The 24,777-nt window shown below is 72.4% G+C and carries 18 protein-coding genes and 1 pseudogene; 11 read left to right on the forward strand and 8 right to left on the reverse strand.

Annotation, left to right across the window (positions count from 1 at the left end):
- Positions 1 to 25 precede the first annotated feature (25 nt).
- The 5 genes from E4N62_RS44110 to E4N62_RS44130 all read left to right on the forward strand — a co-directional run bounded on the left by E4N62_RS44110 (position 26) and on the right by E4N62_RS44130 (position 7,279).
- Positions 26 to 2,080: an FAD/NAD(P)-binding domain-containing protein gene (locus E4N62_RS44110; protein WP_230223871.1), complete on the forward strand. Its 2,055-nt coding sequence runs from the start codon at positions 26 to 28 to the stop codon at positions 2,078 to 2,080.
- A complete protein-coding gene (pcaB, locus tag E4N62_RS44115; RefSeq protein WP_230223872.1) occupies positions 2,077 to 3,516 on the forward strand; it encodes a 3-carboxy-cis,cis-muconate cycloisomerase in 1,440 nt (479 codons plus the stop codon). Before E4N62_RS44110 ends, pcaB begins: the two co-directional genes overlap by 4 nt.
- A 149-nt stretch (positions 3,517 to 3,665) precedes the next feature.
- A complete protein-coding gene (locus E4N62_RS44120; RefSeq protein ID WP_230223874.1) occupies positions 3,666 to 4,748 on the forward strand; it encodes a ScyD/ScyE family protein in 1,083 nt (360 codons plus the stop codon).
- A gap of 184 nt (positions 4,749 to 4,932) precedes the next feature.
- Positions 4,933 to 6,408 (forward strand): FAD-dependent monooxygenase, encoded by a 1,476-nt coding sequence (locus E4N62_RS44125; protein ID WP_230223876.1) that lies wholly within the window; start codon positions 4,933 to 4,935, stop codon positions 6,406 to 6,408.
- Between the two features lie 34 nt (positions 6,409 to 6,442).
- Entirely contained in the window at positions 6,443 to 7,279 is an 837-nt protein-coding gene (locus tag E4N62_RS44130) for an NAD(P)H-binding protein (protein ID WP_230223878.1), read from the forward strand.
- A 57-nt stretch (positions 7,280 to 7,336) separates the two neighbouring features.
- Here E4N62_RS44130 and E4N62_RS44135 read toward each other — a convergent pair whose 3' ends face one another.
- A complete protein-coding gene (locus E4N62_RS44135; RefSeq protein ID WP_230223880.1) occupies positions 7,337 to 8,416 on the reverse strand; it encodes a transposase in 1,080 nt (359 codons plus the stop codon).
- Between the two features lie 161 nt (positions 8,417 to 8,577).
- Here E4N62_RS44135 and E4N62_RS44140 point away from each other — a divergent pair, with 161 nt between their 5' ends.
- The 3 genes from E4N62_RS44140 to E4N62_RS44150 all read left to right on the forward strand — a co-directional run bounded on the left by E4N62_RS44140 (position 8,578) and on the right by E4N62_RS44150 (position 12,475).
- Positions 8,578 to 9,516 (forward strand): alpha/beta fold hydrolase, encoded by a 939-nt coding sequence (locus E4N62_RS44140; RefSeq protein ID WP_230223882.1) that lies wholly within the window; start codon positions 8,578 to 8,580, stop codon positions 9,514 to 9,516.
- A gap of 85 nt (positions 9,517 to 9,601) precedes the next feature.
- Positions 9,602 to 11,068: an FAD-dependent monooxygenase gene (locus E4N62_RS44145; protein ID WP_230223884.1), complete on the forward strand. Its 1,467-nt coding sequence runs from the start codon at positions 9,602 to 9,604 to the stop codon at positions 11,066 to 11,068.
- Positions 11,069 to 11,284: 216 nt separating this feature from the next.
- A complete protein-coding gene (locus E4N62_RS44150) occupies positions 11,285 to 12,475 on the forward strand; it encodes an FAD-dependent monooxygenase (protein ID WP_230223886.1) in 1,191 nt (396 codons plus the stop codon).
- On the opposite strand, the gene E4N62_RS44155 is transcribed toward E4N62_RS44150, so the two are convergent.
- Together E4N62_RS44155 and E4N62_RS49975 are read right to left on the reverse strand one after the other, a co-directional pair.
- Positions 12,439 to 13,176, reverse strand: coding sequence for a gamma-glutamyl-gamma-aminobutyrate hydrolase family protein (locus E4N62_RS44155; protein WP_230223888.1), 738 nt, complete (start codon positions 13,174 to 13,176; stop codon positions 12,439 to 12,441). The genes E4N62_RS44150 and E4N62_RS44155 overlap by 37 nt on opposite strands.
- Positions 13,177 to 13,282: 106 nt before the next feature.
- A pseudogene (locus E4N62_RS49975) lies at positions 13,283 to 14,783 on the reverse strand (MFS transporter).
- A 374-nt stretch (positions 14,784 to 15,157) separates the two neighbouring features.
- On the opposite strand from E4N62_RS49975, the gene E4N62_RS44165 reads away from it, so the two are divergent.
- Positions 15,158 to 16,687 (forward strand): MFS transporter, encoded by a 1,530-nt coding sequence (locus E4N62_RS44165; RefSeq protein ID WP_230223890.1) that lies wholly within the window; start codon positions 15,158 to 15,160, stop codon positions 16,685 to 16,687.
- Positions 16,688 to 16,883: 196 nt separating this feature from the next.
- Here E4N62_RS44165 and E4N62_RS44170 read toward each other — a convergent pair whose 3' ends face one another.
- Together E4N62_RS44170 and sigJ are read right to left on the reverse strand one after the other, a co-directional pair.
- The gene (locus E4N62_RS44170) at positions 16,884 to 17,342 is read right to left on the reverse strand and encodes a carboxymuconolactone decarboxylase family protein (RefSeq protein WP_215453210.1); all 459 of its coding nucleotides are present in this window, start codon (positions 17,340 to 17,342) and stop codon (positions 16,884 to 16,886) included.
- 249 nt (positions 17,343 to 17,591) lie between these two features.
- Complete coding sequence (gene sigJ / locus E4N62_RS44175; RefSeq protein WP_230223891.1) at positions 17,592 to 18,476, reverse strand: RNA polymerase sigma factor SigJ; 885 nt, start codon at positions 18,474 to 18,476, stop codon at positions 17,592 to 17,594.
- A 68-nt stretch (positions 18,477 to 18,544) separates the two neighbouring features.
- On the opposite strand from sigJ, the gene E4N62_RS44180 reads away from it, so the two are divergent.
- Entirely contained in the window at positions 18,545 to 19,006 is a 462-nt protein-coding gene (locus E4N62_RS44180; RefSeq protein ID WP_230223893.1) for a carboxymuconolactone decarboxylase family protein, read from the forward strand.
- 110 nt (positions 19,007 to 19,116) lie between these two features.
- Here E4N62_RS44180 and E4N62_RS44185 read toward each other — a convergent pair whose 3' ends face one another.
- The 3 genes from E4N62_RS44185 to E4N62_RS44195 all read right to left on the reverse strand — a co-directional run bounded on the left by E4N62_RS44185 (position 19,117) and on the right by E4N62_RS44195 (position 23,629).
- A complete protein-coding gene (locus tag E4N62_RS44185) occupies positions 19,117 to 20,388 on the reverse strand; it encodes a discoidin domain-containing protein (protein ID WP_230224225.1) in 1,272 nt (423 codons plus the stop codon).
- 197 nt (positions 20,389 to 20,585) lie between these two features.
- Complete coding sequence (locus E4N62_RS44190) at positions 20,586 to 21,980, reverse strand: prolyl oligopeptidase family serine peptidase (RefSeq protein WP_230223894.1); 1,395 nt, start codon at positions 21,978 to 21,980, stop codon at positions 20,586 to 20,588.
- A gap of 194 nt (positions 21,981 to 22,174) precedes the next feature.
- Positions 22,175 to 23,629: a CitMHS family transporter gene (locus tag E4N62_RS44195; RefSeq protein WP_230223895.1), complete on the reverse strand. Its 1,455-nt coding sequence runs from the start codon at positions 23,627 to 23,629 to the stop codon at positions 22,175 to 22,177.
- Positions 23,630 to 23,812: 183 nt separating this feature from the next.
- On the opposite strand from E4N62_RS44195, the gene E4N62_RS44200 reads away from it, so the two are divergent.
- Complete coding sequence (locus tag E4N62_RS44200) at positions 23,813 to 24,739, forward strand: LysR family transcriptional regulator (RefSeq protein ID WP_230223896.1); 927 nt, start codon at positions 23,813 to 23,815, stop codon at positions 24,737 to 24,739.
- Positions 24,740 to 24,777 lie beyond the last annotated feature (38 nt).

A 24,777-nucleotide genomic window follows, 5' to 3' on the forward strand; every position in this document is an offset into this window, starting at 1 on the left:
GAACCCTCAGGAGAGGTCTGTCCTTGTGAGCAGCGGACGTATGGAAGTGTGCCTCGTCGGCGCCGGACCGCGGGGGCTGTCCGTCCTGGAACGGCTGTGCGCCCAGGAACGCAGCTCCCCGCGCTGGGCCGAACTCACCGTGCACGTGGTCGACCCCGGCCCGGCCGGACCGGGCCGGGTGTGGCGGCCCTCGCAGTCCCGGCACCTGCTGATGAACACCGTCGCCTCGCAGGTCACCCTCTACACCGACGCCAGCGTCCGCATCGACGGACCGCTGGAGGAGGGCCCGAGCCTGTACGAGTGGGCGGCGGCCCTTGGCCCGGGCGCCCTCATCCCGGGCACCGGCCTGCCGCCGGGCGAGGAGATCCTCGCCGAGGCACGCGGCCTCGGCCCGGACGGCTACCCCACCCGCGCCCTGTACGGCCACTACCTGACCTGGGTGTTCGACCAGGTCACCGCGGGCGCACCGGACCACGTCACCGTGACAGTGCACCCCCAGCGGGCCGTGGCCCTGGAGGAGGACCCCCGCGCCGAGCCGGCCGCGGCCCCCCAGACCGTGGTGCTGGAGGACGGCACCCGGCTGACCGGGCTGTCCGCGGTGGTGCTGGCCCAGGGCCATGTGCCGGTCGCACCGACGGACACCGAAGCCGGCCTGGCGGCCTTCGCCGAGGGCCACGGCCTGACCTACGTCCTGCCCGCCAACCCCGCCGACGTGGACCTGTCGGGCGTCGCGCCGGGCGAGAACGTCCTGCTGCGCGGTCTGGGCCTGAACTTCTTCGACTACATGGCGCTGTTCACCCACGCCCGCGGTGGCGTCTTCGAACGCGCCGCCGACGGCCGCCTGGTCTACCGCCCCTCGGGCCGCGAACCGCGCCTGTACGCGGGCTCGCGGCGCGGCGTGCCGTACCAGGCGCGCGGCGACAACGAGAAGGGCGCGCACGGCCGTTACCTCCCGCGCCTGCTGACCGAGGAGTACCTCGCCGCGCTGCGCGCGCCGGGCCGGCGGCCGCTGCGTTTCGGCACCGACCTGTGGCCGCTGATCGCGAAGGAGGTGGCGTGCGTCTACAGTGAGACGCTGCTGGCGGGCCGTCAGGACGCGGACCGTATCGCCGAGTTCGCCCGCCGCTTCCTCGCCTGCGCGCCGGGCCGCCAGGAGGAGCTGCTGCTCCAGGAGGCGGGTATCGCGCCCGAGGAGCGCTGGGACTGGCGGCTGGTCACCCGCCCCTGGGGCGAGCGCCGCTTCGAGGACGCGCAGTCCTTCGGCGTGTGGCTGCGCGGCCACCTGGAGCAGGACGTGCGCCTGGCCCGCCAGGGCAACGTCAGCGGCCCCGTCAAGGCGGCCCTGGACGTGCTGCGGGACCTGCGCAACGAGGTGCGGCTCGCGGTCGACCACGCCGGGCTCGACGCCGACTCCCACCGCGCGGAGCTGGACGGCTGGTACACGCCGCTCAACGCCTACCTGTCGATCGGCCCGCCCGCCTCCCGCATCGAGGAGATGGCCGCGCTGATGGACGCCGGGATCCTCCAGGTCACCGGCCCCGGCATCCGGATCGAGACCGACGCGGAGGGCTCCTGTTTCGTGGCGACCTCCACGCAGATCGAGGACGTACGGGTGCGTGCGGGGGTGCTGATCGAGGCGCGGCTGCCCGAGATCGACCTGAGGCGCACCGCGGACCCGCTGATGCGGCAGCTGCTGCGCACCGGTGGGTGCCGGCCCCATCGCGTCCCCGGCGCCGGCGGCGGCTACGAGACCGGCGGCCTGGCGGTGACCGAGCGGCCCTACCGCCTGCTGGACGCCCGGGACGTGCCGCATCCGCGGCGCTTCGCCTACGGGGTGCCCACCGAGTCCGTGCACTGGGTGACCGCGGCCGGCATCAGGCCGGGGGTCGGCTCGGTCACGCTGGAGGACTCCGACGCCATCGCGGGCGCGGTGCTCGCCCTGCCCGCGGCCCTGACCCGGGCCCCCGCCAAGCTCCGCTCGGCCCCCGCGACCCGCGACACCGCCCCGGCGACGACCGGGACGACGACCACGACCCCCGCCGCGGCGGCGGTGCCGGCGACGCAGAGGAGCGCGGCATGACCACGACGCATGAACAGCCGCTCGGAGAACGGGAGCCGACGGCCCATCCGGACGCCGGGCTGCTCTCCCCGGTGCGCGCCGGCACCCCCGTCGAGGCCGCGGTCGGCGACGCGGCCTGGCTGCAGGCCATGCTGGACGCGGAGGCGGCCCTGGCCCGCGCCCAGGCGCGCTGCGGCACCGTTCCGGCGTGGGCCGCTGCGGCGATCACCGCCGCGGCGCGCGCCGAGCGGCTCGACGTACGGCAGGTGGCGCTGGCGGCCCGGGAGACGGCGAACCCCGTCGTCCCCCTGATCGCGGCGCTGACGGCGGCGGTGGCACGGGACGCGCCGCACGCCGTGGAGTACGTGCACCGGGGCTCCACCAGTCAGGACATCTTCGACACCGGCGCGATGCTGGTGGCCGCCCGGGCGCTGCGGCTGATCACCGCCGACCTGCGCACGGTGGCCGGCACCCTCGCGCCGCTCGCCGCCGAGCACCGGGACACGGTGATGGCGGGACGCACCCTCGCCCTGCACGCCGTGCCCACCACGTTCGGGCTGAAGGCGGCCGGCTGGCGGCAGTTGGTGCTCGACGCCGTCGAGCGCCTGGAGCGGGTGCTGGGGGAGGGGCTGCCGGTGTCCCTGGGCGGCGCGGCCGGCACTCTGGCGGGCTATGCGCCGTACGGGGGCGGCGGACGCCCTGCTGCTGCGGACACCGACCCCGCCGGCCTGCTGGACACGCTGCTGCCCGCCTTCGCCGCGGAGACGCAGCTGGCCGTGCCCGCCCTGCCCTGGCACGCGCTGCGCACCCCGGTCGCCGACCTGGGAGCCGCTCTGGCCTGCACCACGGGCGCCCTCGGCAAGATCGCCGCGGATGTGCTGGTGCTGGCCCGCACCGAGATCGGCGAGGTGGCCGAGTCGGCGGCCGAGGGCCGCGGCGTGTCGTCGGCGATGCCGCACAAGCGCAACCCGGTCCTGGCCACCCTGATCCGCTCCGCCGCTCTTCAGGTGCCCGCCCTGGCCACCGTCCTGGCGCAGTGTCTGCCGGCCGAGGACGAACGCTCGGCGGGTGTGTGGCACGCGGAGTGGCAGCCCCTGCGCGAATGCCTGCGGCTGACCGGCGGCGCCGCCCATACCGCCGTCGAGCTGGTCCGGGGCCTGACCGTCCGTCCGGAGCGGATGCGCGCCAACCTGGCGGCGACGGGCGGGCAGCTCGTCTCCGAACGCATCGCGGCGGCCCTCGCCCCGCATCTGGGCAGGGCGGCGGCCGGGCAGCTGCTGGCCGCCGCCTCGCTGCGGGCGGCGGACACGGCCCGGCCGCTCGCCGAGATCCTCGCCGAACACCCCGACGTCCAGCGCCTGTTCACGCCCCGCGCGCTGGCCCGGCTGCTCGATCCGGCCGACTACACGGGAGCCGCCGCCGCGCTGGTGGACCGGGCACTGAAAACACCGAAATAAATATCCCTGGAGCATCACTCGAATTTCAATTCAATACGCCCTGGAATTGTTTTTCCTCGGTTATGTGAACACTATTTCTCCCCTATTCTGGCGCAGATTGCACAGCTGCTCCGGAAGAAGCGGGAGCCAAGAGCGAGCTAGGGAGAATCATGTCGATAACACGCAGGTCCTGGAGAACGGGCCTGATGACGGCGGCCGCCGCCACCGTCGTCGCGGCCCCCGTGCTCACCGCTCCGGCGGCGCACGCCGGCACCACGGCCACGATCGAGGTCGTCGCCGACCACCTGAAGAACCCGCGCGGCATCACCGTCCTGTCCGACGGCACGATCCTGGTCGCCGAGGCCGGCGAGGGCCTTCCCGGCTGCGCCGAGGGACAGAGCTGCGTCGGCCGTACCGGCGGCGTCTACAAGGTCAAGGGCAACTCCAAGGGCCGCGTGGTGAGCGGACTCGCCTCCCACGCGCAAGGCGTGGCCGCCGGCGCCCCGGTCAGCGCGAGCGGACCGACCGACGCCGTGCCCGACCCGCGGGGCGGCTACGACGTCGTCAGCAACCTCGGCGGCACCACCGACTACCGGGCGTCGCTGGGCCCCGACGCGGCGACCCTGGGCACGGTCTTCCGCACCCGCGACGGCAAGGTCCTCGGCGACCTCGCCGCCCACGAGACCCGGCTCAACCCCGACGGCGGCGAGGTGCACGCCAACCCGTGGGGCCTGATCCGCAGCGGTCCGGGCTTCCTGGTCACCGACGCCGGCTCCAACGACATCGTCCGCGTCCACGGCGACGGCACCACCTCCACCGACTTCCTGGTGCCCGTCAACGTCACCCCCGTGCGCACCGCCGAGGCCGTACCCACCGGCATCGTCCGCGCCAAGGACGGCACGGTGTACTTCGCCGACATGAGCGGCATGGTCGCCGGCTCCGCCCGCATCTGGAAGGCCGCGCCGGGCAAGCAGCCCGAGGTGCTCGTCACCGGCCTGACGAACCTGATCGACCTGGCGGTGGACTGCCGGGGCGACCTGCTGGCCCTGTCCTTCACCGAGGGCTTCCAGGCCGGACCGCCGCTGCCGGCGAAGCTGTCGAAGATCGACACCGGGAGCAGGACCGTCACCGAGATCCCGACCGGCGGGCAGCTGAACCAGCCCACCGGCCTCGCCGTCGGCCCCCGCGACCAGGTGTACGTCACCAACAACGCCCACGGCACGGACGGCCAGCTCGTCCGGGTCCGCTACTGACCCTCCCCAGCGCGGCCCCGTCGGCATTCCCCGCCCGACGGGGCCGCCCCATCCCGGCCCGGCAGCCTGCGCCGCCCGCGGTGCCCCGACTCCTGCTGCCACCGCACCACTTGAGCCGGACTGCACCACCCGTCGAGACCAGCGGGCTTTCCTGATCTGCATCCACCTGTACCGAGGAGTCGACATGCCACACGGCGTGATCATCGTGGGAGCCGGCCCGGCCGGTCTGATGCTCGCGGGCGAACTCGCCCTCGGTGGCGCGGACGTCGTCGTCTACGACAGGCTGCCCGCCCCGAGCGGCGAGTCCCGGGGCCTGGGATTCACCAGCCGCACCGCCGAAGTCTTCGACCAGCGGGGCCTGCTGGAACGCCTCGGTGACATCCGCTGGGGCAGCAAGGGCCACTACGGCGGTGTCCGTATCGACTTCTCCCTGCTGGAGGAGAGCCACTTCGGCGTCATGGGCCTGGCCCAGTCGGTCACCGAGGACATGCTCGGCACCTGGGTCGCCGAACTCGGTGTCGAGGTCCGCCGCGGACACGAGCTGACCTCCTTCACCGAGACCGACGGCGAAATCGTCGCCCACTTCACCGGCCCCGCCGGCCCCGTTCAGGACACGGCCTCCTACCTCGTCGGCTGCGACGGCGGCAACAGCACCGTGCGCCGCCTGGCCGGCATCGCCTTCCCCGGCAGCAAGGCCACCCGCGGCCTGTACCTGGCGGACGTGGTCGGCGCCGACCTGCGGATGCGGCCCATCGGCGAACGCGTCCCCGGCGGCGGCATGGTCCTGTCCGTCACCCTCGAACCCGGCGTCGACCGCATCGTCATCCACGAACCCGGCGTCCGCCCCCACCACGGCGAGGGCGAACCGACCTTCACCGAGATCGCCGACGCCTGGCAGCGGCTGACCGGCGAGGACATCCACCACGCCGACGCCACCTGGATGTGCGCCCTGACCAACGCCACCGGCCTCGCCGAGCGGTACCGCAAGGGCCGCGTCCTCCTGGCCGGCGACGCCGCCCACGACCACGCCCCGCTCGGCGCCCAGGGCGTCAGCGTCGGCCTCCAGGACGCCGTCAACCTCGGCTTCAAACTCGCCGCCGTCCTGCGCGGCCACGCCGGCGACGACCTCCTGGACACCTACCACGACGAACGGCACCCCATCGGCGAGAAACTCATGGCCGACGTGCACGCCATGTCGCTGCTCTACCTCAGCGGCGAGGAGATGGAGCCGCTGCGCGCCGTCATGCGCGAACTGGTCGCACTGGAGCCCGTCGCCCGCCACCTCGCCGGACGCGTCAGCGGCCTGCACATCCGCTACGACGTCGGCCCCGGCGACCACCCGCAGCTCGGCCTGCGCCTGGCCCCCTACCAGGTGGTGGAACGCCCCGACGGCAGCCGGACGAAGGTCGCCGAACTGCTCCACGGCGCCCGCGGCCTGCTCATCGCCACCGGCGACGACGAGACCGCGGCGAAGACGGCCGCCGACTGGGCCGACCGCGTCGACGTCGTCACCGGCACCTGGGCCCCGCAGGACACCGCACCGGAACAGCGGCCCACCTCCGTCCTGGTGCGCCCCGACGGCCACATCGTGTGGACGGACCCCGACGGCGGGGACCTGCGCGTGGCACTGCACCGCTGGTTCGGCCGCCCCGCCGCCTGACGGCCCCGCGACCCCCTAGGAGAGGCAACCCGTCATGACCGTCCTCGTCACCGGCAGCCGCGGCAAGGTCGGATCGCTGCTCGTACGGCTCCTCGCCGACCACGGCGTACCCGTCACAGCCGCCTCCGCGAGCCCCGAGAAACTGACCCCGCCCGACGGCGTCCCCACCGTACGGCTCGCCCTGGACGACCCCACCACGTTCGCGGCCGCCCTCGACGGCGTCACCTCGGTGTTCCTGTACTGCGACCCCACCCACATCGAGCGGTTCACCGCCGACGCCGTCGCCGCGGGCGTCGAGCACGTCGTGGTGATGTCCGCCGACGCCGTGCTGCGCGCCGACGCCGAGACCAACCCGATCGCCGCCCCGCACCTGGCGGTCGAACGCGCGCTGGCCGCCGCCCCGCTGACCGTCACCACCCTCAACTGCGGAGCGCTGGCCTCCAACGCCGCCTCCTGGGCGTACGTGCTGCGGGCCCGCGGCACGGTCACCCTGCCCTTCCCCGACAGCTACGCCGACCCGATCGACGAGCGGGACATCGCCGAGTGCGCCTACGCCGCCCTCACCCGCCCCGAGACGCGCGGCCGTTCCTACCACCTCACCGGCCCCGCCTCGCTGAGCTTCCGCGAGGAGGTCGCCGTCATCGCCGAGGCCGCCGGCCGTGACATCCCCGTCCAGCCGATCCCGCCCGCGGTGTGGCGCGCCCACAAGCCCGACTCGATGCCGGACGACATCGCCGACGCCCTGATCGAGCTGTGGTCGCTCTCCACCGGGCCCGTCCTCCTCAGCGGGGACGTCCAGATGCTCACCGGACACCCCGCCCGCCCCTTCCGCGAATGGGCGGAGCAGAACGCGGCCGCCTTCGCCCCCTGACGAACCGCCCGCAGCCCGCAGCAGCACGGAGAAGAGGGACTTGACTTCCTCCCCCGCCTAATGGCGGGGAATTCCAGCGGTCGCCCGCTGGGGTTCCTGCTTCACCGACGACCGCCCCGTCCGGGAGGACTCCCGTTGAGGTCTTACACCGTCTCCACAGGCAGACGCCGCCAGCCCGGCGGCGAGAATGTTGCGTGCGGCGTTCACGTCGCGGTCGTGCACGGCGCCGCAGTCGCACGTCCACTCGCGGACGTTCAGCGGCATCTTCGCCGCGACCCTGCCGCAGGCCCCGCACAGCTTGGAGCTGGGGAACCAACGGTCGATCACGACAAGTTCGCGCCTGTACCAGGCGCACTTGTACTCCAGCATGGAGCGCAGCTCCGTCCACGACGCGTCGGACACGGCACGCGCGAGCCTGCCGTTCTTCAGCATGTTGCGGACGGTGAGATCCTCGATCACGACCGTTTGGTTCTCACGGACGAGACGAGTCGACAGCTTGTGCAGGAAGTCCCGGCGCCGGTCGGCGATCCGGGCATGGACGCGGGCGACCTTCACGCGGGCCTTGGCCCGGTTGTCGGAGCCCTTGGCCTTGCGGGACAGCTCCCGCTGAGCGCGGGCGAGACGGGTGCGGTCCCGGCGCTCATGCTTCGGGTTGGCGATCTTCTCCCCGGTGGACAGGGTCACCAGGGAGGAGATCCCGGCGTCCAGGCCGACCGCCGCATTCGTGGCAGGGGCCAAGGCGACGGTGTCCTCGACGAGCATCGAGACGAACCAGCGCCCGGCGCCGTCACGGGACACGGTCACCGTCGTCGGCTCCGCCCCCTGGGGGAGCGGACGCGACCAGCGGATGTCCAGCGGCTCCGCCGTTTTGGCCAGAGTCAGCTGCCCGTCGCGCCACTTGAAGGCGCTGCGGGTGTACTCGGCCGACGCCCGGGACTTCTTCCGCGACTTGTACAGCGCGGCCGACGACTGCACATAGGAGACGCGGCGCTGCTCGCCGTACCAGGCCCGGGTGCGCTCCTCCAGCGCCTTGTTGTATACGAGGCGGACGCAGCCGAACGTGCGGGACAGCTCGCCTGCCTGCTCGTCGGTGGGGTAGAAGCGGTACTTGAACGCCCGCTTGACCTGCAGCGTCATGCCTCACATCGTATCAACTCCCCTGTGAGTGAAGGGTGTTGTCCGGTGGTCGGTGGACGCCGGTCCGCCCTGGCGGCGAACCGGCCACCCGTGCCTTGCTCCGCAGGAGCTTCGTTTCCTCCTCCGGCTGAGGCCGGGGGCATCCACGAAGGAAGGCCCTGATGACAGCGCAAGCCGGCCGCACCCCGACCGACGAGGAACTCGCGCGCGAACTGCCCGGCGACTTCACCAGCCACCACGCCGACGTCAACGGCACCCGGCTGCACTACGTCACCGGCGGCAGCGGCGATGCGCTGGTGCTGCTGCCCGGCTACCCGCAGACCTGGTGGGCCTGGCACAAGGTGCTGCCCGACCTGGCGCGGCACTTCACCGTCATCGCGGCCGACCTGCGCGGCATGGGCGGATCCGCCCGGCCCGCCGACGGCTACGACAAGAAGACGATGGCCGCCGACATCCACGCGCTGATCCGCCACCTCGGCCACCACGACGTCCACATCGCCGGCCACGACATGGGCGCCATGGTCGCCTTCGCCTTCGCCGCCAACCACCCCGAAGCCACCCGCAAGGTCGCGATCCTGGACACCGCACACCCCGACGACAGCTACTACGACCTGCGGCTGATCGCCCGCCCGGGCACCGGCATCACCCGCTGGTGGTGGGCGTTCAACCAGGTCCAGCACCTGCCCCAGGTGCTGTACGCCGGCCGTATGCGCCAGGTCATCGACTGGCTGTTCACCCACGCCCTGGACGACCAGTCGCTGATCGGCGACCGCGACCGCGCCGTCTACGCCGCCGCCTACGACAGCCCCGACGGCATCCGCGCCGCCTGCGCCTGGTACCAGGCCTACCACCAGGACATCGCGGACCTGAAGACCTACCCCAAGATCACCGCGCCCCTGCTGGGCATCGGCTCCCGCTTCTCCCACGACCACTTCCGCACCACGCTGCCCACGCTGGCCGACGACGTGCGCGTGGAACGGGTCAAGCAGTCGGTGCACTACTTCCCCGAGGAAGAACCCGAGCTCATCACCCACCACCTCCTGGACTTCTTCCGCCAACCACCGACCACTGACCGCCAACCACTGACCGCCAACCACTGACCACTGACCCGGTTCTGACCCGACTGACCACAGCCGACCTGGCAACCGCCCGCCTGCGGCGGCCAGTTGCGTGAAGGAGTACGACATGCCAAAGGGCGCGATCATCGTCGGCGCCGGGCCGGTCGGGCTGATGCTCGCCGGCGAACTGCGCCTGGGCGGCGCCGACGTCACCGTGCTGGAGAAACTGCCCGCCCCCAGCGGCGAATCCCGCGGCGTGGGCTTCACCCGCCGCGCCGCCGAAGTCTTCGACCAGCGCGGCCTGCTCGCCCGCTTCGGCGACGTCGAATGGGCCCAGGGCCACTTCGGCGGCGTACGCATCGACTTCTCCCAGCTGGAGGACAACCACTTCAGCGTGCGCGGCATCCCGCAGTACCGCACCGAACAGATCCTGTGCGAGTGGCTCGACGAACTCGGTGTCGACATCCGCCGCTCGCACGAGGTCCTCGGCCACCACGAGAGCGACGACGGCGTCGTCGTCGACTACCAGGGCCCCGACGGACCCGGCCGGCTCGCCGCCCAGTACCTCGTGGGCTGCGACGGCGCCCGCAGCCTGGTGCGCCGGATGGCCGGCATCGACTTCCCCGGCTGGGAGGCCACCCGCGGGATGTACATGGCCGACCTGGTGAACACCGACATCCCCCACCGGCCCATCGGCGAACGCGTCCCCGGCGGCATGGTGATGTCCTTCAACCTCCAGAACGGTGTCACCCGCATCGTCATCCACAACGAGTCCCTGCGCCCGCCCGAGGACAAGAGCGGCCTGACCTTCTCCGTGATCGCCGACGCCTGGCAGGAGATGACCGGCGAGAGCATCCACGACGCCGAAGTGCGCTGGATCAGCTCCTTCACCGACACCACCCGCCAGGCCGCCCGGTACCGCAAGGGCCGCGTCCTCCTCGCCGGCGACGCCACCCACATCCACATGCCCGCCGGAGCCCAGGGCATGAGCGTGGGCGTACAGGACGCCGCCAACCTCGGCTTCAAACTCGCCGCCGTCATCAACGGCCGCGCCCCCGAAGAACTCCTGGACACCTACCACACCGAACGCCACCCCGTCGGCCGGCTCTTGATGCGCAACACCCGCGCCCAGACCAAGCTCTACCTCAGCGGCGAGGACATGCAGCCGCTGCGCGCCGTCATGCAGGAACTCGTCGCCGACCCCGACGTCGCCCGCCACCTCGCCGGACAGGTCAGCGGCCTCGACATCCGCTACGACATGGGCGCCGGCTCCCACCCCCGCCTCGGCCTGAGACTGCGCCCCGACCTGCCGCTCAAACACGCCAACGGCAACCCCGGCCGCGTCGCCGACCTGCTGCACACCGCCCGCGGCGTCCTGATCGTCACCTCCGCCGCCCACGACGGCGAAACCCTGCGCACCACCGCCGCACCCTGGGCCGACCGGGTCGACGTCGTCACGGCCGACTTCGACGGCGACGGCCATCCGGACACCCCGCACGCCCTGCTGGTGCGCCCCGACGGGCACATCGCCTGGGCCGCACCCGACGAGGCGGACCTCGCGCAGGCGCTCAGGCGCTGGTTCGGGGCCGCTTGAGGACCGATCCACAGGGCCGCCCCGGGCAGCCGGGCGGCCCTAGGGTCGAAGGCGCCCCAGGGCGCCACCCGGGAGGCGGCGGCAGGGACCTGGACGCGGCGCACACGCGCCCCCGGCCGCCGCCTCCCGCCCGCCGTGCCGGACCGGCGAAGACCCGGACACCGGCGGTGCGCACGCCGCGCGGGGCACCAGGACGCGCGAGCCGAAAGGCACCACATGAGCACACGACCGCTGCACGTCGCCGTCATCGGAGCAGGCATCGGCGGACTGACCACCGCGATAGTCCTGCGCCGCCTGGGCATCGGCGTCGACGTCTACGAACAGGCGCCCGCGCTGGGCGAGATCGGCGCCGGCATCCACCTCGCCCCCAACGGCAGCCGGCTGCTGGCCCGCCTCGGCCTCGGCACCCCACTGCACGCCGCAGCCGTACAGCCCGCGGCGATGGAGGTACGGGCCCTCGACACCGGCGCCGTCCTCGTGCGCCAGCCGATGGGCAAGCTGTGGGCGGACCGGTTCGACGGCCCCCACTACACCCTGCACCGGGCCGACCTGCACGCCCTGCTCGCCGCCCAGGTGCCCGCCGCCCACATCCACCTCGGCAGGCGCGCGGTCGCCGTCACCGAGGACCCCGGCGGCGTGACGATCGGCTTCGCCGACGGTGCCGCCTGCCGCGCGGACGTGGTCGTCGGCGCGGACGGCGTGCACTCCGTGCTGCGCCGCGCGCTCGCCGGCCCCGAGCGGCCGGTGTTCTCCGGCAGCGCCGCGATCCGGGCCGTCGTCCCCGCCGGCGACGTCACCGGCCTGCCCGCAGGCACCCTGCTCACCTGGACCGGTCCGGCCGGACGGCTGCTGGCCCACCCCGTGCGCTCCCACCGGGCCTGGGCGTTCGTCGCCGTCGTCCCCGACGGGGACGCGTCCGGCGACTCCTGGAGCCGCCCCGCCGACCTGACCGCGCTGCGGGCCGCGTTCGCCGGCGCCGAACCGGCCGCCCGCACCCTCCTCGAGGCCGCCACCGAAGCCGGGCACTGGAGCCTGTACGACCGCGAACCCCTGCCGCGCTGGAGCACCGCCCGCACCACCCTGCTGGGCGACGCCGCCCACCCGATGCTGCCCCACCACGGCCAGGGCGCCAGCCAGGCCGTGGAGGACGCCGTGGCCCTGGCCGCCTGCCTCGCCCGAAGCGGCGACGGCCCGAACGCGCCCGCCGCCGCCCTCGCCCGCTACGAGAACCTGCGCCTCGCGCACACCAGCCGCGTACGCCAAAGCTCCCTCGGCGGCGGCTCCGAGCGCCTGTCCACCCCGCCGAGCGCGCCGGACGCCCCGCGCGGAGGCGTCCAGCAGCTGGTCCGGGACGTCGCCCTGGCGCAGTCCTACGACGTGGAGGCGGACCTGGCCGCACGGGTGTGACCCCGCGCGGGGCCCACGGCGCGGGCGGCGTCGACGAAGGCCCTGAACAACCCCGCCGTGTCCTCGCCCAGTTCGGCGTGCGCCTGCAGGCCCACCACGAACCGGGCGGAAGGATCCTCGACGACCTCGACGAGCCCGTCCTCGGCCCAGCCGGTGGCCACCAGTCCCGCGCCCAGCACGTCGACGGACTGGTGGTGATGGCAGTACACGGCAGCCGACGCTCCCATCACCTGCCCGGCGAGCGAGCCCGGCGCGAGACGCACGGTGCGCCGGTCGTAGCGGCCGGGCATCTTCGGCGAGTGCCGCGGATGGTGCTCGTGCAGGGTGCCGCCGCGGGAGACCGAGATCAGCTGCAGGCCCCGGCAGACCCCCAGCACCGGGATGCCCCGCCGCTCGGCCACGGCCAGCGCCCGCAGCTCCGCCTCGTCACGCACCGGGTCCGGCGCCAGGGCGTACGGCCCCGGCACCGCGCCGTAACGGGCGGGCTCGATGTCCTGCCCCCCGCTCATCAGCAGCGCGTCGACCCGCTCCATCACCTCCTCGACGGCGTCGGGCAACGGCGGCAGCAGCACCGGCGAGCCGCCCGCACCGGTCACCTTCTCCAGATAGGCCAGGGGCAGGACGGCCGCGGGCACGTCCTTCCAGATGGTCCAGCTGAGCATGCTCGTATCGGCCGTGACGGCCACCACCGGTCCGCTCATGGGCAATGCACATCCTTCACTGAGTCGACGTCCCCACAGGCAGCCCACCGCACGCCCCTGGACCCTCACTCGCGCACCGCCGCACACCCCCGACGGCCCACCGGCCTCACCGTGCCCCCGCCCGCCCGCGCACCCCGCCCGCCCCGCGTGGCGCCCCAAGGAGCAGCGCCGCGACAGCACCCGCCACCAGCAGCGCCACCACCGCCCACAACGCGACGGTGAACCCGTGCACGGCGGCCTCGGCCCGCGCCCCCCGCGACGGCGTCCCGGCCAGCCGATCGGCCGCCGCGGACGCCGCCACGGTGTTCAGCACAGCCGTACCCACCGACCCGCCGACCTGCTGCGCGGCGGTGAACACCGCGGACGCCGCCCCCGAGTCCGCGGGCGCCACCCCGCCGTCGCCACCGTCATCGCCGTCATCGCCGCACCGCCCAGCCCCAACCCGCACAGCACCAGCGCCGGCAGCACCACCGCCGCGTACGAGGAGCCGGTGCCCACCCGCGTCAGCAGCAGCGCCCCGGCCGCCGCCACCAGCAACGCCGGCGTGACCAAGGACCGCGCCGACGACCGCGGAGCCAGCCGTGCCGCGAGCGTCACCCCGGCCGTCATCCCCACCGTCAGCGGCAGGAACGCCACACCCGCGGCGACCGCCGAGAACCCGAGGACCACCTGCAGGTAGTACGTCACGAACAGCAGCACCGCGAACGTGCCGATCTGCCCCAGCGCCGCGATCCCGAGCGCACCCGCCCGCACCCGCTCACGCACGACACGCAGCGGCAGCAGCGGATCACGCACCCGGCCCTGATGCGCGGCGAACACCACGAGCAGCACCACCGCCGCAGCCAGCACCCCAGCACCGACGTGTCGGCCCAGCCCCGCCCCTCGGCCGCGCTGAAGCCGTACACGGCCGCCGTCACCCCGCCGCAGCCCCACAACGCCCCCACCACGTCCAGCCGCGCCCCACCCGGGCCCCGCTCGTCCCCGCGCAGCACCCGCAGCCCGCCACCGATCGCGACCAGGGCGACCGGCACGTTGACGTACATGCACCACCGCCAGCCCAGGTACTCGGTGAGCAGTCCACCGAGGATCAGCCCGGCGGCCGAGCCGACACCGGAGACCGTCCCGAACACCGCGAACGCCCGGCCCCTCTCCCGGGGGTCGGTGAACATCGTCACCACCAGCGACAGGGCGGTCGGCATCAGCAGCGCGGCGAACGCCCCCTGCCCGGCCCGCGCCGCGAACAGCATCACCGGAGTCGTCGCGGCACCCCCCACGGCGGAGGCGACGCTGAAGCCCAGCAGTCCGACGACGAACGCCCGCTTGCGTCCCACCAGGTCCACGACGCGCCCGCCGAGCAGCAACAGCCCGCCCAGCGCCAGGGAGTAGGCGGTGATCACCCACTGTCTGCCGCCGTCCCCCATGCCCAGATCGGCCTGCGCCGAGGGCAGCGCGATGTTCACGATCGTGCCGTCCAGCAGCACGGTCAGCTGGGCCAGGGCGACGACCGCCAGCGCCCACCAGCGCAACGGATCGGGCCCGGCCGCCCGCGTGCCGGACGGCCCCGGCACGGAGACGGTGTCCGGCCGGGTGGGAGGTGTGGTCGTCATGACGGGTGTCCTTCGCGGCGGCGGTCGGGCGTAACACGACTGCCGACAACCGATCACGCCGCACTGGACACCTTCTTGAGCTGGGCTCAAGCCCCGCACACGAGGCTTGCGTCGGCCCTCGACCCGCACAGCCGCCGAAGCCCGTGTGCGCGGGCGCCGGACCGGCCGTCCGGGCGTGAGGACAGGCTCAAGTCACTCTCGAGCCGTTCTGTGCCGGGGGCCTGTGTACTTTCCGAGACCCGTCTTCGGGCCACAGGGTTCCACGCCACGTTCGTGACCTTGTCACCGACGAACGGGAGTTACGGCACACCCGGCGGCTCCTTCGTCCAGGACCGCTTCCGACGACCCGATCCTGCACAGTTGAGGAGTTCACAATGGCTGCCCCCGACTCAACCACGAGCCGACCAGGCCTCGGGGCGGGATTCAACCCCGGGGCGATCCTGGCCTTCGTGTGCATGGGCCAGTTCATGGTCTTCACCGACGTGTCGATCGTGAACCTCGCTCTGCCGTCGATCCAGAGCGGGCTCGACATGTCCGATGTCAGTCTGAACTACATCGTCACCGCCTACGCGACGGTTCTCGGCGGTTTCCTCCTGCTCGGCGGACGCCTCGCCGACACCTTCGGCCGCCGCCGGATGATCCAGATCGGTTTCACGATCTTCGCGCTGGCGTCGCTGACCTCCGGTCTCGCCGAGAGCGGCGACGTACTGATCATCTCCCGCGCGGTCCAGGGCCTGGGAGCCGCCATGATCACCCCGGCGGCGCTGGCGATCCTGACCAACACCTTCACCGAGGGCCCCGAGCGCAACAAGGCCCTGGGCCTGTGGGGATCCCTCTCCGGCATCGCCTCCATCCTCGGCGTCATCCTCGGCGGCGTGCTGGCCGACGCGGCCAGCTGGCGGTGGATCTTCTGGATCAACGTGCCGATCGGCCTGGGCGCCGCCCTGCTCGCGCCGCGCATCATCCCCGAGAGCAAGGCCGAGACCCGCGGCCAGTTCGACACCTTCGGCGCCGCCACCCTCACCGGCGGCCTGCTGCTGCTGATCTTCACGCTCGGCGAGGCCACCACCGTCGGCTGGGACAGCCTGCGCACCATCGGCTCGCTCGTCGCCGTGGCCGCCCTGCTCGCCGCCTTCCTCGTCATCGAGTCCAAGGTCAAGTCCCCGATGATGCCGCTGAAGTTCTTCCGCCTGAAGACCATGCGCACCGCCAACCTCTCCGCGGTGCTGGTCTTCGGCACCTTCAGCGCCCTGTTCTTCTTCGCCAGCCTCTTCATGCAGGACGTCTTCGGCTACTCCCCGCTCAAGGCGGGCTTCGCCTATGTGCCGCTGGCCGTGTCCGTGGCCGTCGGCGCCGGTATCGCCTCCGGCCTGGTCAACAAGGTCGCCGCACGCGCCGTGGTGATGCTGGGCCTGGCCCTGACGGTCACCGGCCTGCTGCTGCTGGTGCGCGCCCCGGCCGACGGCCACTACGCGGTGGACCTGCTGGCCCCGTTCATCCTGCTGGGCCTGGGCTGCGGCATGGTCTTCGTGACCCTGCAGATCGCCGCGTTCGTCGGCGTCTCCGGCGAGGAGGCGGGCGTCGGCGCCGGCATGATCAACACCAGCCAGGAGGCCGGCGGCGCACTCGGTCTCGCCGTCATCGCCACCATCGCCTACAACGGCATGGGCGCAAGGCTCGCCTCCGCCAACGGCGACCCCGGCCTGGTCACCAAGGCCTACGAGACCGCCAACCACCATGCCTTCCTGTCGGCCGCGGTCCTCGGTTTCGTCGCCCTGCTCGTCGTCACCTTCCTGATGCCGCGCGGCCAGAAGCCGGCGAACTCCACCACCCCCGAGCCCGCCGAGGCCGCCGCGGAGGCGGCACCGGCCGCCGCCGTCCTCGCCACCGACAGCCGCCACTGACGCCCCGCCCCCTCCGGCCCCGCCGCCTCCCTCCAGGAGCGGCGGGGCCCCTTCATACCTGGACCACGCCGCCCGGAAGAGAAGTCCGGCCGGCCGTGCCAACCAAGTCCGGCGGGCGGAAAAGAAGTCCGGCCGGACACGGAAGCCGCGAGCGAAGCGGCTCCGTGCCCGGCCGGACACGAACGGACGGGGACGGTCAGCCGGCCAGCGACTGCGCGGGCTGACGGGTGGTCGGCATCAGCCGGTGCCACAGGTTGTTGAAGCCGATCGCCAGCAACAGACCGGCGAGCTCCTGCTCGTTGTAGTGCTTGGCGGCCTCGGCCCACACGTCGTCCGACACCGGGTCGGGGCCGGCCAGACGGGTCGCCTCCTCGGCCAGGGCCAGCGCCGCACGCTCGGCGTCCGTGAAGAACGGCGCGTCGCGCCAGGCTGCCACGGTGTTCACACGCTCGTCGCTCTCACCGGCAGCCTTCAGGTCGAAGGCGTGCTTGTTCACGTTCCAGCTGGAGCCGTTGATCTGGCTGGCCCGCAGGTAGACGAGGTGGAGCGTCGTCTCCGGCAGCCCGGTCTTGTTCACGGCCCCCGCCACTCCCATCAGCGCCGGAAGGACGTCCGGGCCGGCGGTGATGGCGGGATTCGGGATACGGGCGGTCATGGTTCCTCCAAAATTCACAGGGTGCCTGCTGCTCCGCACCGACGAGCCGGACCACGACGAGTGACGGCGGCGCCCGCGGGGCACATGCCGCCCAACCCCTGCGGCACGTGCCCCGGCGTCGCCCCCTTCCGGCCTGCGTCCGCAGGAGACCGAGAACCACCATGCCCTACCTCCCGCACCCCGACGGCCCACCCGGAGTGCCCCTCCACCAGCAGGAAAGCGGTCCTCGAGCCGGCCTTGAGCGAGCCGTCAGGCAACCAGCCCCAACGCCTGCAGCCGCTCCGGGTCGGTCAGGACGTCCATCGCCGCGATACGCCCGCCCCGGACCGTGAACGACAGCACCGAGATCGCCCGCCCGCCGGCGAACGACACCACCCCGGGCGATCCGTTGACCAGCACGACACGGGCGTCCTGGGCGAACCTGGCGAACTCCACCGCCTGCGAGGCGACATCTGCCGCCCCGCGCCGCAGCAGACTCGCCACCTGCCCGCCCCCGTCCGAACAGGCCACCACATCCGGGTCGAGGATCGCCATCAGCGCCTCGAAGTCACCCCCGCGCGACGCGTTCAAGAACGCGTCCACCACCTCACGCTTGCGCACCGTGTCCGTGTCGGCGGCCGGGGCGGCCCCCTGCACCCGCCGCCGCGCCCGGCTGGCGAGCTGCCGGGTCGCGGCCGGCGTGCGCCCCAGCACGGACGCGATGTCCTCGAAGGGCACGTCGAACATGTCGTGCAGCACGAACGCCAGCCGCTCCGCCGGCGACAGCGTCTCCAGGACGACCATCAGCGCGATCCCGACCGAATCCGCGACCATGATCTCCTGCTCCGGATCGACCGCCCCGAGCCCGCTGATCACCGGATCGGGCAGCCGCACCCGGCCGTCCTGCTCGGGCAGCGGATCCTCCCGCCGCGCCGCACGGGAGCGCAGGATGTCCAGGCAGACCCGCCCCACCACGGTCGTCAGCCACGCGGCGAGATTCCTCACCTCGCCGACGTCGCTGCGGCTGAGCTTGAGCCACGTCTCCTGAACGGCGTCCTCCGCCTCGGAGATCGTCCCCAGCATCCGGTAGGCCACCGACCGCAGCCGGACCCGCTCGGCCTCGAACCGCTCGGCCAGAACTTTCTCTTCCCGCACTGTCACACCCTCGCGTCGGCGTCCGTCGTACTGGTGAGGGACGCTAACCGATGCAAAGGACAGCCGAGATGAACGCTCGTATGAAGAACCCCGCCGTGGTACTGCCGGACGCCATGAAGGGCATCCAGAACATCTACAAGGCCATGTACCAGGGCGGAGTCTCCCCGCAGCTGCTGGAACTGGTCCACCTGCGCGCCAGCCAGATCAACGCCTGCAGCGCCTGCCTGTACGCGGGCGTGGAGGGCGCGAAGAAGCACGGAGAGACCGACGAGCGCCTGCACGCGGTCGCGGCCTGGCGCGAGGCCCCCTTCTTCACCGAGGAGGAGCGCGCGGCACTGGAACTCACCGAGGCCGCCACCCGCATCGCCGACCGCTCCGGAAAGGCGGTCCCCGACACCATCTGGGACCAGGCGGCCGACCACTTCAACGAGGAACAGCTCTCCGCGATCATCCTCATGATCGGCCTGACCAACTTCTTCAACCGCATCAACACCACCATCGAGGAGCCCGCGGGCGCCTCCTGGGGCTGACACCTGCCTCCCGACTGCCGCGGGGGAGTGCCGGAACGGCACTCCCCCGCGGCATCACCTCGGCTCGGAGCGCTGCGCCGGCGGGCCGCGGAGCGCTCCGAGCGAGCCGGTCAGTACGGGCAGGTGTCCATCCAGCGCGTGACCAGGGCTGTGTTGTTCTTGTCGGCGTCACGCACGGGACCGCACAGGAACGGGCTGAAACGGGTGTCGGCACGCAGCCAGAGGCTGAGGAACGACACGATCCACTTGCCCTGCTTGGCCTTGTTGCCGTAGCCCGTCATCGGGCACAGATGGTCGCCCGGAACCTCGATGTAGAACCTCTCGGCCCCGGACATGGAGTTGTACCAGGGCACCGCGTAGTCGTTGCCGTGGGCGACAGGGTCGCTTTGACAGGTCAGGAAGAACGTGGGCTCGGTGACTGCGGAGAAGTTCGCGTTCGGGTAGTACGGGGCCGTGGGCACGCCCGCCCTGAAGCGCGCGTCGTCCCGGAGGGCCGCCATGACGCCACCGCCGCCCATCGAGTGACCGACCGCGCCGAGCGTGCCGTTGACCTTCCCGGATATCGGGTTGCCGGCGACGTTGCCGAGCGCGAGCAACTGGGTACCGGCGGCCGTGATCTGGCGGCCGCGCGACTCGGGATTGTCGGTCAGTGTGTTGGTGCCGACGTTGATGACGACGAAGCCCCAGGAGGCGAGGCGGGGCGCGAGCCACTGCAGGTTCTGCTGGGTGCCCTGATAGCCCGGCATCAGTACCACGCCCGGGTAGGAGCCACTGCTCGTGGGATACGTGACCGTGCCGGAGCCGTACCCGCTCGGGCTGGGAACGGTGTAGGTGGCGGTGGTCAGCGGCCCGCCCGCGGCCTCCAGCAAAGCGGTCGTCGGGTCCGGGATCTCGTTGCCCGGAGGGGTGCCCTCACCGGAGCCGTACACCTGGAACTCCCACAGCGAGTAGCCGTAGGCGGTGCCGCGCTGGGTGCCGTGGAAGCGGACGTAGCGGCCGTTGCCGTTCACGTCGAGGCTCTGCACGCCGCCGGTGCCGGTCGTGGTCGAGTAGACGGTGCTCCAGGCGGTGCCGTTGTCGGAGGTCTGGATCTGGAACGCGCGGGCGTACGCGGCCTCCCAGCGCAGCACCACGCGGCTGATGGTGGCGGTGGCGCCCAGATCGACTGCCAGCCACTGCGGATCGCCGAACGTGCTCGACCAGCGCGTTGCGGTGTTGCCGTCCACCGCCGCCGACGCGGAAGTGGACGCGTTCTCGGTGGAGGAGGAGGTCGCGGGTCTGCCCTGGGACAGCAGGTCGGCGGCGGCGGCCGGCGGGGCGGCCGCTGTCAGCACAGTCAGCGCCAGAGCGATGACGGTCGCCAGGCAGATCAGTGCCGTCATGGCACGGGGGCGGGCCGGTAACTGCACGGTCGTGCGGGTGGAACGACGTGATGGACGCATTGCTTTACCTCCGGATAGCGGTGGGAGCGCGGTAACCGGACAGCGGGGTGCGCCCGCGCTGTGAGGGCTGTTCGGATTCGCCGGGAGACGATGTCTCACAGTGCGGAAGGGAAGGGAAGGGGCGCCGCGTGCGGCGGCTACCGGGACTGTGCGAAGAGCCAGTCGATGACCACGTCGTTCTCGTACGTCTGGGCCCATGACAGGTGTGGGTTCACCGGTGTCGTTCCGGCCGTGTAGCTCGTGAACAGGACGTGACTGCGCGTGGCCCGGGCCTGCCGTAGGAGCGCCCGGGACCGGGCCTCGAACTGTGCCTTCGGCAGATCGTTGGCCCACTGCCCACGGGTGACGCGAGCACCGGCGCTCTCCAGGGCGTTCATCAGGGTCCAGGTGCCGGGCTTGCCGAACCGGCCCTCCCGGTAGGGGACGACCGGGTCGTCGACGGAGTGGTCGGCCCACATCGGGATGTGCGTGATCCGGTCCATGGCGGCGCTCTCGCCCCAGCCGGCCGTGGGCAGGGCGGCCGCGAACACGTCGGGCCGCTTCGCCAGCAGGCTGTAGATACCGCGCCCGCCCGAGGACAGGCCGACGAGATAGAGCCGGGCTGTGTCCACGTTGCGGGCGTGCTCGCTCACGAAGGTGTCGATGAGTTCGATCAGAGCGGCCTGGACCTTGGCATCGGTCCAGTCCGTGCCGTCGGGTCCGTCCATGGGACGGGGCAGGGGGATCTGCGGAGAGAGGACGAACGCGGGGTCGCGGCGCTGGCGTTCCGGTTTGGCGAACGTGACCGCGATCCGGTTGGAGGTGAGCTGGGTCATGTTGTTGTCCGCGACTTCGCCGCCGCCGTGCAGGGTGACGACGAGCGGGTACCGCTTGCGCGTGTGCGGGTTCCGCAGGAATCCCTCGGGCCGGTACAGCCGGAAGTCCAGTTCGAAACCTGCCAGGTCGGTGAAGGAACCGGCGGCGAAGTCGTCGACGACGGCAGTGATGACGTCGTCGTTCCGGCTCGCGAACGGGCCGGCCCTGAGCACGGGTTCGCCTTCGGGGGTGCGCACGTCCGCCACTTGTCTGACGCAGTAGGCGCGGTCGAGCGGAAGGGGGTCGGTGCCGGCGGCCCGTGCGTTGGGGTCGTTCGGATCGAGTTCGATGATCAGGCGGTCCCCTCGTCGTCCGGGGTGGGAGCGGTCGTCGACTTCGGCGGAGGTGCTGGAGTAGATGCGGGTCACCGTGCGAGCCGCCGTTTGTCCGCCCACGGTGGCCCGCACCTGGAAGGCGGTGGGCGGGACCGTTCCGCCGCGTAGGTCGATGCGATGCGCGTACTGGATGGCGACGGCCGTCACCAGCCAGTTGTTCCTCGGCGTCACGTGCGTCAGGAGGTCCGTCCGCAGGACCGGATTCGCTCCGGAGGCCGCTTGCCGTCCTTCGGAGGGGGCTGTCGTGGCGTCGGCGGCCGCAGCGGTCGCCGTGCTCACCGCCGGCGCCGCGACCGCACCTGCGGTGACGGCGAGCACCGTACGTCTGGGGATCGATCTCATAGGTCCTCGTCTCGGTCGGTGGGGCACCCGGACCGGGTGCCGTGCGGGTGGATCCGGTCGACCGGCTCCCGACGTGCGGGAGCCGGGCGGCACTTCGGGGGCCATGACGCGGCATGTGCGGTGGCTGCCGGGCGTCCGCGGAGGGGACTCCGCTCGGGCCCGGGCCACCGGTCGCACCCGGGCACGGGACACGGTCACAGCGGGAAGGCTCCGGTCAGCAGGGCGCCGGCGGTCATGACGAGGGTGGTGGCGAAGGCCCAGCGGAAGATGAAGCGCTGGTGCTCTCCGAGCGACACACCGCTCATGCCGACCAGGATGAACGTGGACGCGGTGAGCGGACTGAGCGGGAAGCCCGTGGTCATCTGGCCGAGAATGGCGGCGCGGGCGACCTGGGCCGGCTCCGTGCCGAACCCGCTCGCGGTCTCGGCCAGTACGGGCAGAACCCCGAAGTAGTAGGCGTCCGGGGTGAAGACAAGACTCAACGGCATGCCGGTGAGGGCCACCGCGACGGGCAGATGCGACCCGAAGGAGTCGGGGACGACCGAGACGAGCGCCTCGGCCATCTCGTCGATCATCCTGGTGCCGGTGAGGATCCCGGTGAGGACGCCGGCCGCGAAGATCATCGTGGTGACCAGGACCACGCTCCTGGCGTGCTTGTCGAGCAGCGCCTGTTGCTGTTCCCAGGAGGGGTGGTTGACCAGCAGCGCGATGGCGAACCCGAGGACGAACAGCACCGGAAGCGGCATCACTTCCAGGATCAGGCAGACCACGAGGGCGACGGTGAGCAGGAGATTGAAGACGGTCAGCCAGGTCCGCGGCGGCGGGGGGACCCGGACGGTGCCGGGCCCGTCGCCCGGGGACCGGAGGGGCCGGAGGGGGACGGACCTGCCCGTCGGCCGTCGGGGAGTGGCCCGCAGACTCGACTCGGCAGACTCGGCAGACTCGGCAGACGCCGAAGAGGCAGGTTCGCGGTCGCACCCCTCGCCCTCGCCCTCACCCGTGCGCACGTCCGGGGCCGGACCTCCCGGGGACAGCGCACCGAGACGGTTGCGCTCCCGGCGGCCGAGCAGATACGAGGCCACCAGCACCCAGGCCACGCCGAAACCCATGGCAGGCAGCACGGGGTTGAAGACCTCGGAACTGTCCAGCTTCAGCGCGGCCATGGCGCGTACCGTCGGGCCGCCCCAGGGGACCATGTTCATCACGCCCGCGCCCAGGCAGACCACTCCGGACAGCACCAGGGGGTTCATACCGAGCCTCTGGTAGACCGGCAGCAGTGCGGAGACGGTGATGAGGAAGGTGGAGGCACCGTCTCCGTCCAGGGCCACGCACAGCGTGAGAACGGCCGTGGCGACGGTGATCCGTAACGGGTCGCCACGCGCCACGCGCAACAGAGCGCGGATCAGGGGGTCGAAGAGCCCGGCGTCCACCATCAGGCTGAAGTACAGGACCGCGAAGGCGATCATGATGCCGGTGGGAGCCACCCTGGACAGCCCACCGAGAATCAACTCGCCCAGATCGCCCGCGAATCCGCCGATGAGCGCCGCCAGCACCGGAAGCAGGATCAGAGCGACCAGCACCGAGGCGCGCCTGGTCATGGTGAGCAGCAGGAGGACGGCGATCGTGGCGAAGCCCAGGGCTGCCGGCATGGCGGCGCTCGCTTTCTCGGGGACGGCCCTCGGCGGCGGCGGGCTGGAGCTGGGCGGAGGGAGCAGACCGAGGCGTTACGCGAGAGTTTCGGAGCAGCGGCGGATCGGTGTCCAGCATCAAACCGAGATCTGTCCATGCGTTAAGCGCATCAATCCGAGCCGGGGCGCCTATGCTCGGCGGCCATGGAGGCCACCACCTTGCGTCAACTGGCGGCGTACGCGGCCGTCGCCCGGGCCGCGAGCTTCACCGCGGCCGCCGCGCAGATGCACGTGTCCCAGTCCTCGCTCAGCCGCGCGGTCGCGGACCTGGAGCGGCAGCTCGGCGTCCGACTCCTGGAACGGGACACCCGCAACGTGCAGTTGACCGCGGCGGGTGTCGAGGCCCTGCGTGTGGCCGAGCAGATCGTCACCGCTCACCGGGCGGGCATGCAGGAGCTCAGGCGATACCTGCTCGGCGAGTCGGGAACGGTCGCGGTGGCCACCCTTGCCTCCGTCGCGGCGGTGCTCCTGCCACAGGTGATCTCCGACTTCCGCGAGCGGCGGCCCCAGGTGGCGGTACGCCTCCTCGACGGCCTGGAGCGGCCGGTACTGGAGCGGGTCCTGTCCGGTGACGCCGACTTCGCGATCACCACCGTCGCCAGCCCGCCGGAGCAGCTGGAGCACCGCCCCCTGGTCAGGGACCGCTTCGTCGCGGTGCTGCCGGAAGGCCACCCGCTCGCCGACCGCCAGGAGATCGCCTGGGAGGACCTGGCCCGTCAGCCGTTCCTGGCCGTCGGGCGCGACTCGAGCGTGCGGCGGCTCACGGACGCGGCGTTCGCCCAGATCGACGCGCGTGCGCAACCGGCGGCCGAGGCGGGCGGTATCGCGACCGTGGGGGGACTGGTGACCGCCGGCCTCGGAGTGTCGGCGATGCCCGCCCTGGTGCTCCCGCTGATGGGGGCCGGGCCCGTCGTCTGCCGTCCTCTGGTGGACCCTGTGGTGGACCGGCGCCTGGACATCGCGCTGCGCGCTCGGCGAACGCTCCCGGCCGTCACGCAGCGGTTCCTTCAGACGCTCGAAGAGTTCCGCCTCCAGGGGCGCCCGCTCCCGCCCGGGGTTTCGTGGGCGTGAGACCACTGACCGACCACCCCTCGATTCATGCGTTTGTT

This window comes from Streptomyces sp. MNU76, assembly GCF_020982545.1.
In the GTDB taxonomy this organism is placed as follows: domain Bacteria; phylum Actinomycetota; class Actinomycetes; order Streptomycetales; family Streptomycetaceae; genus Streptomyces.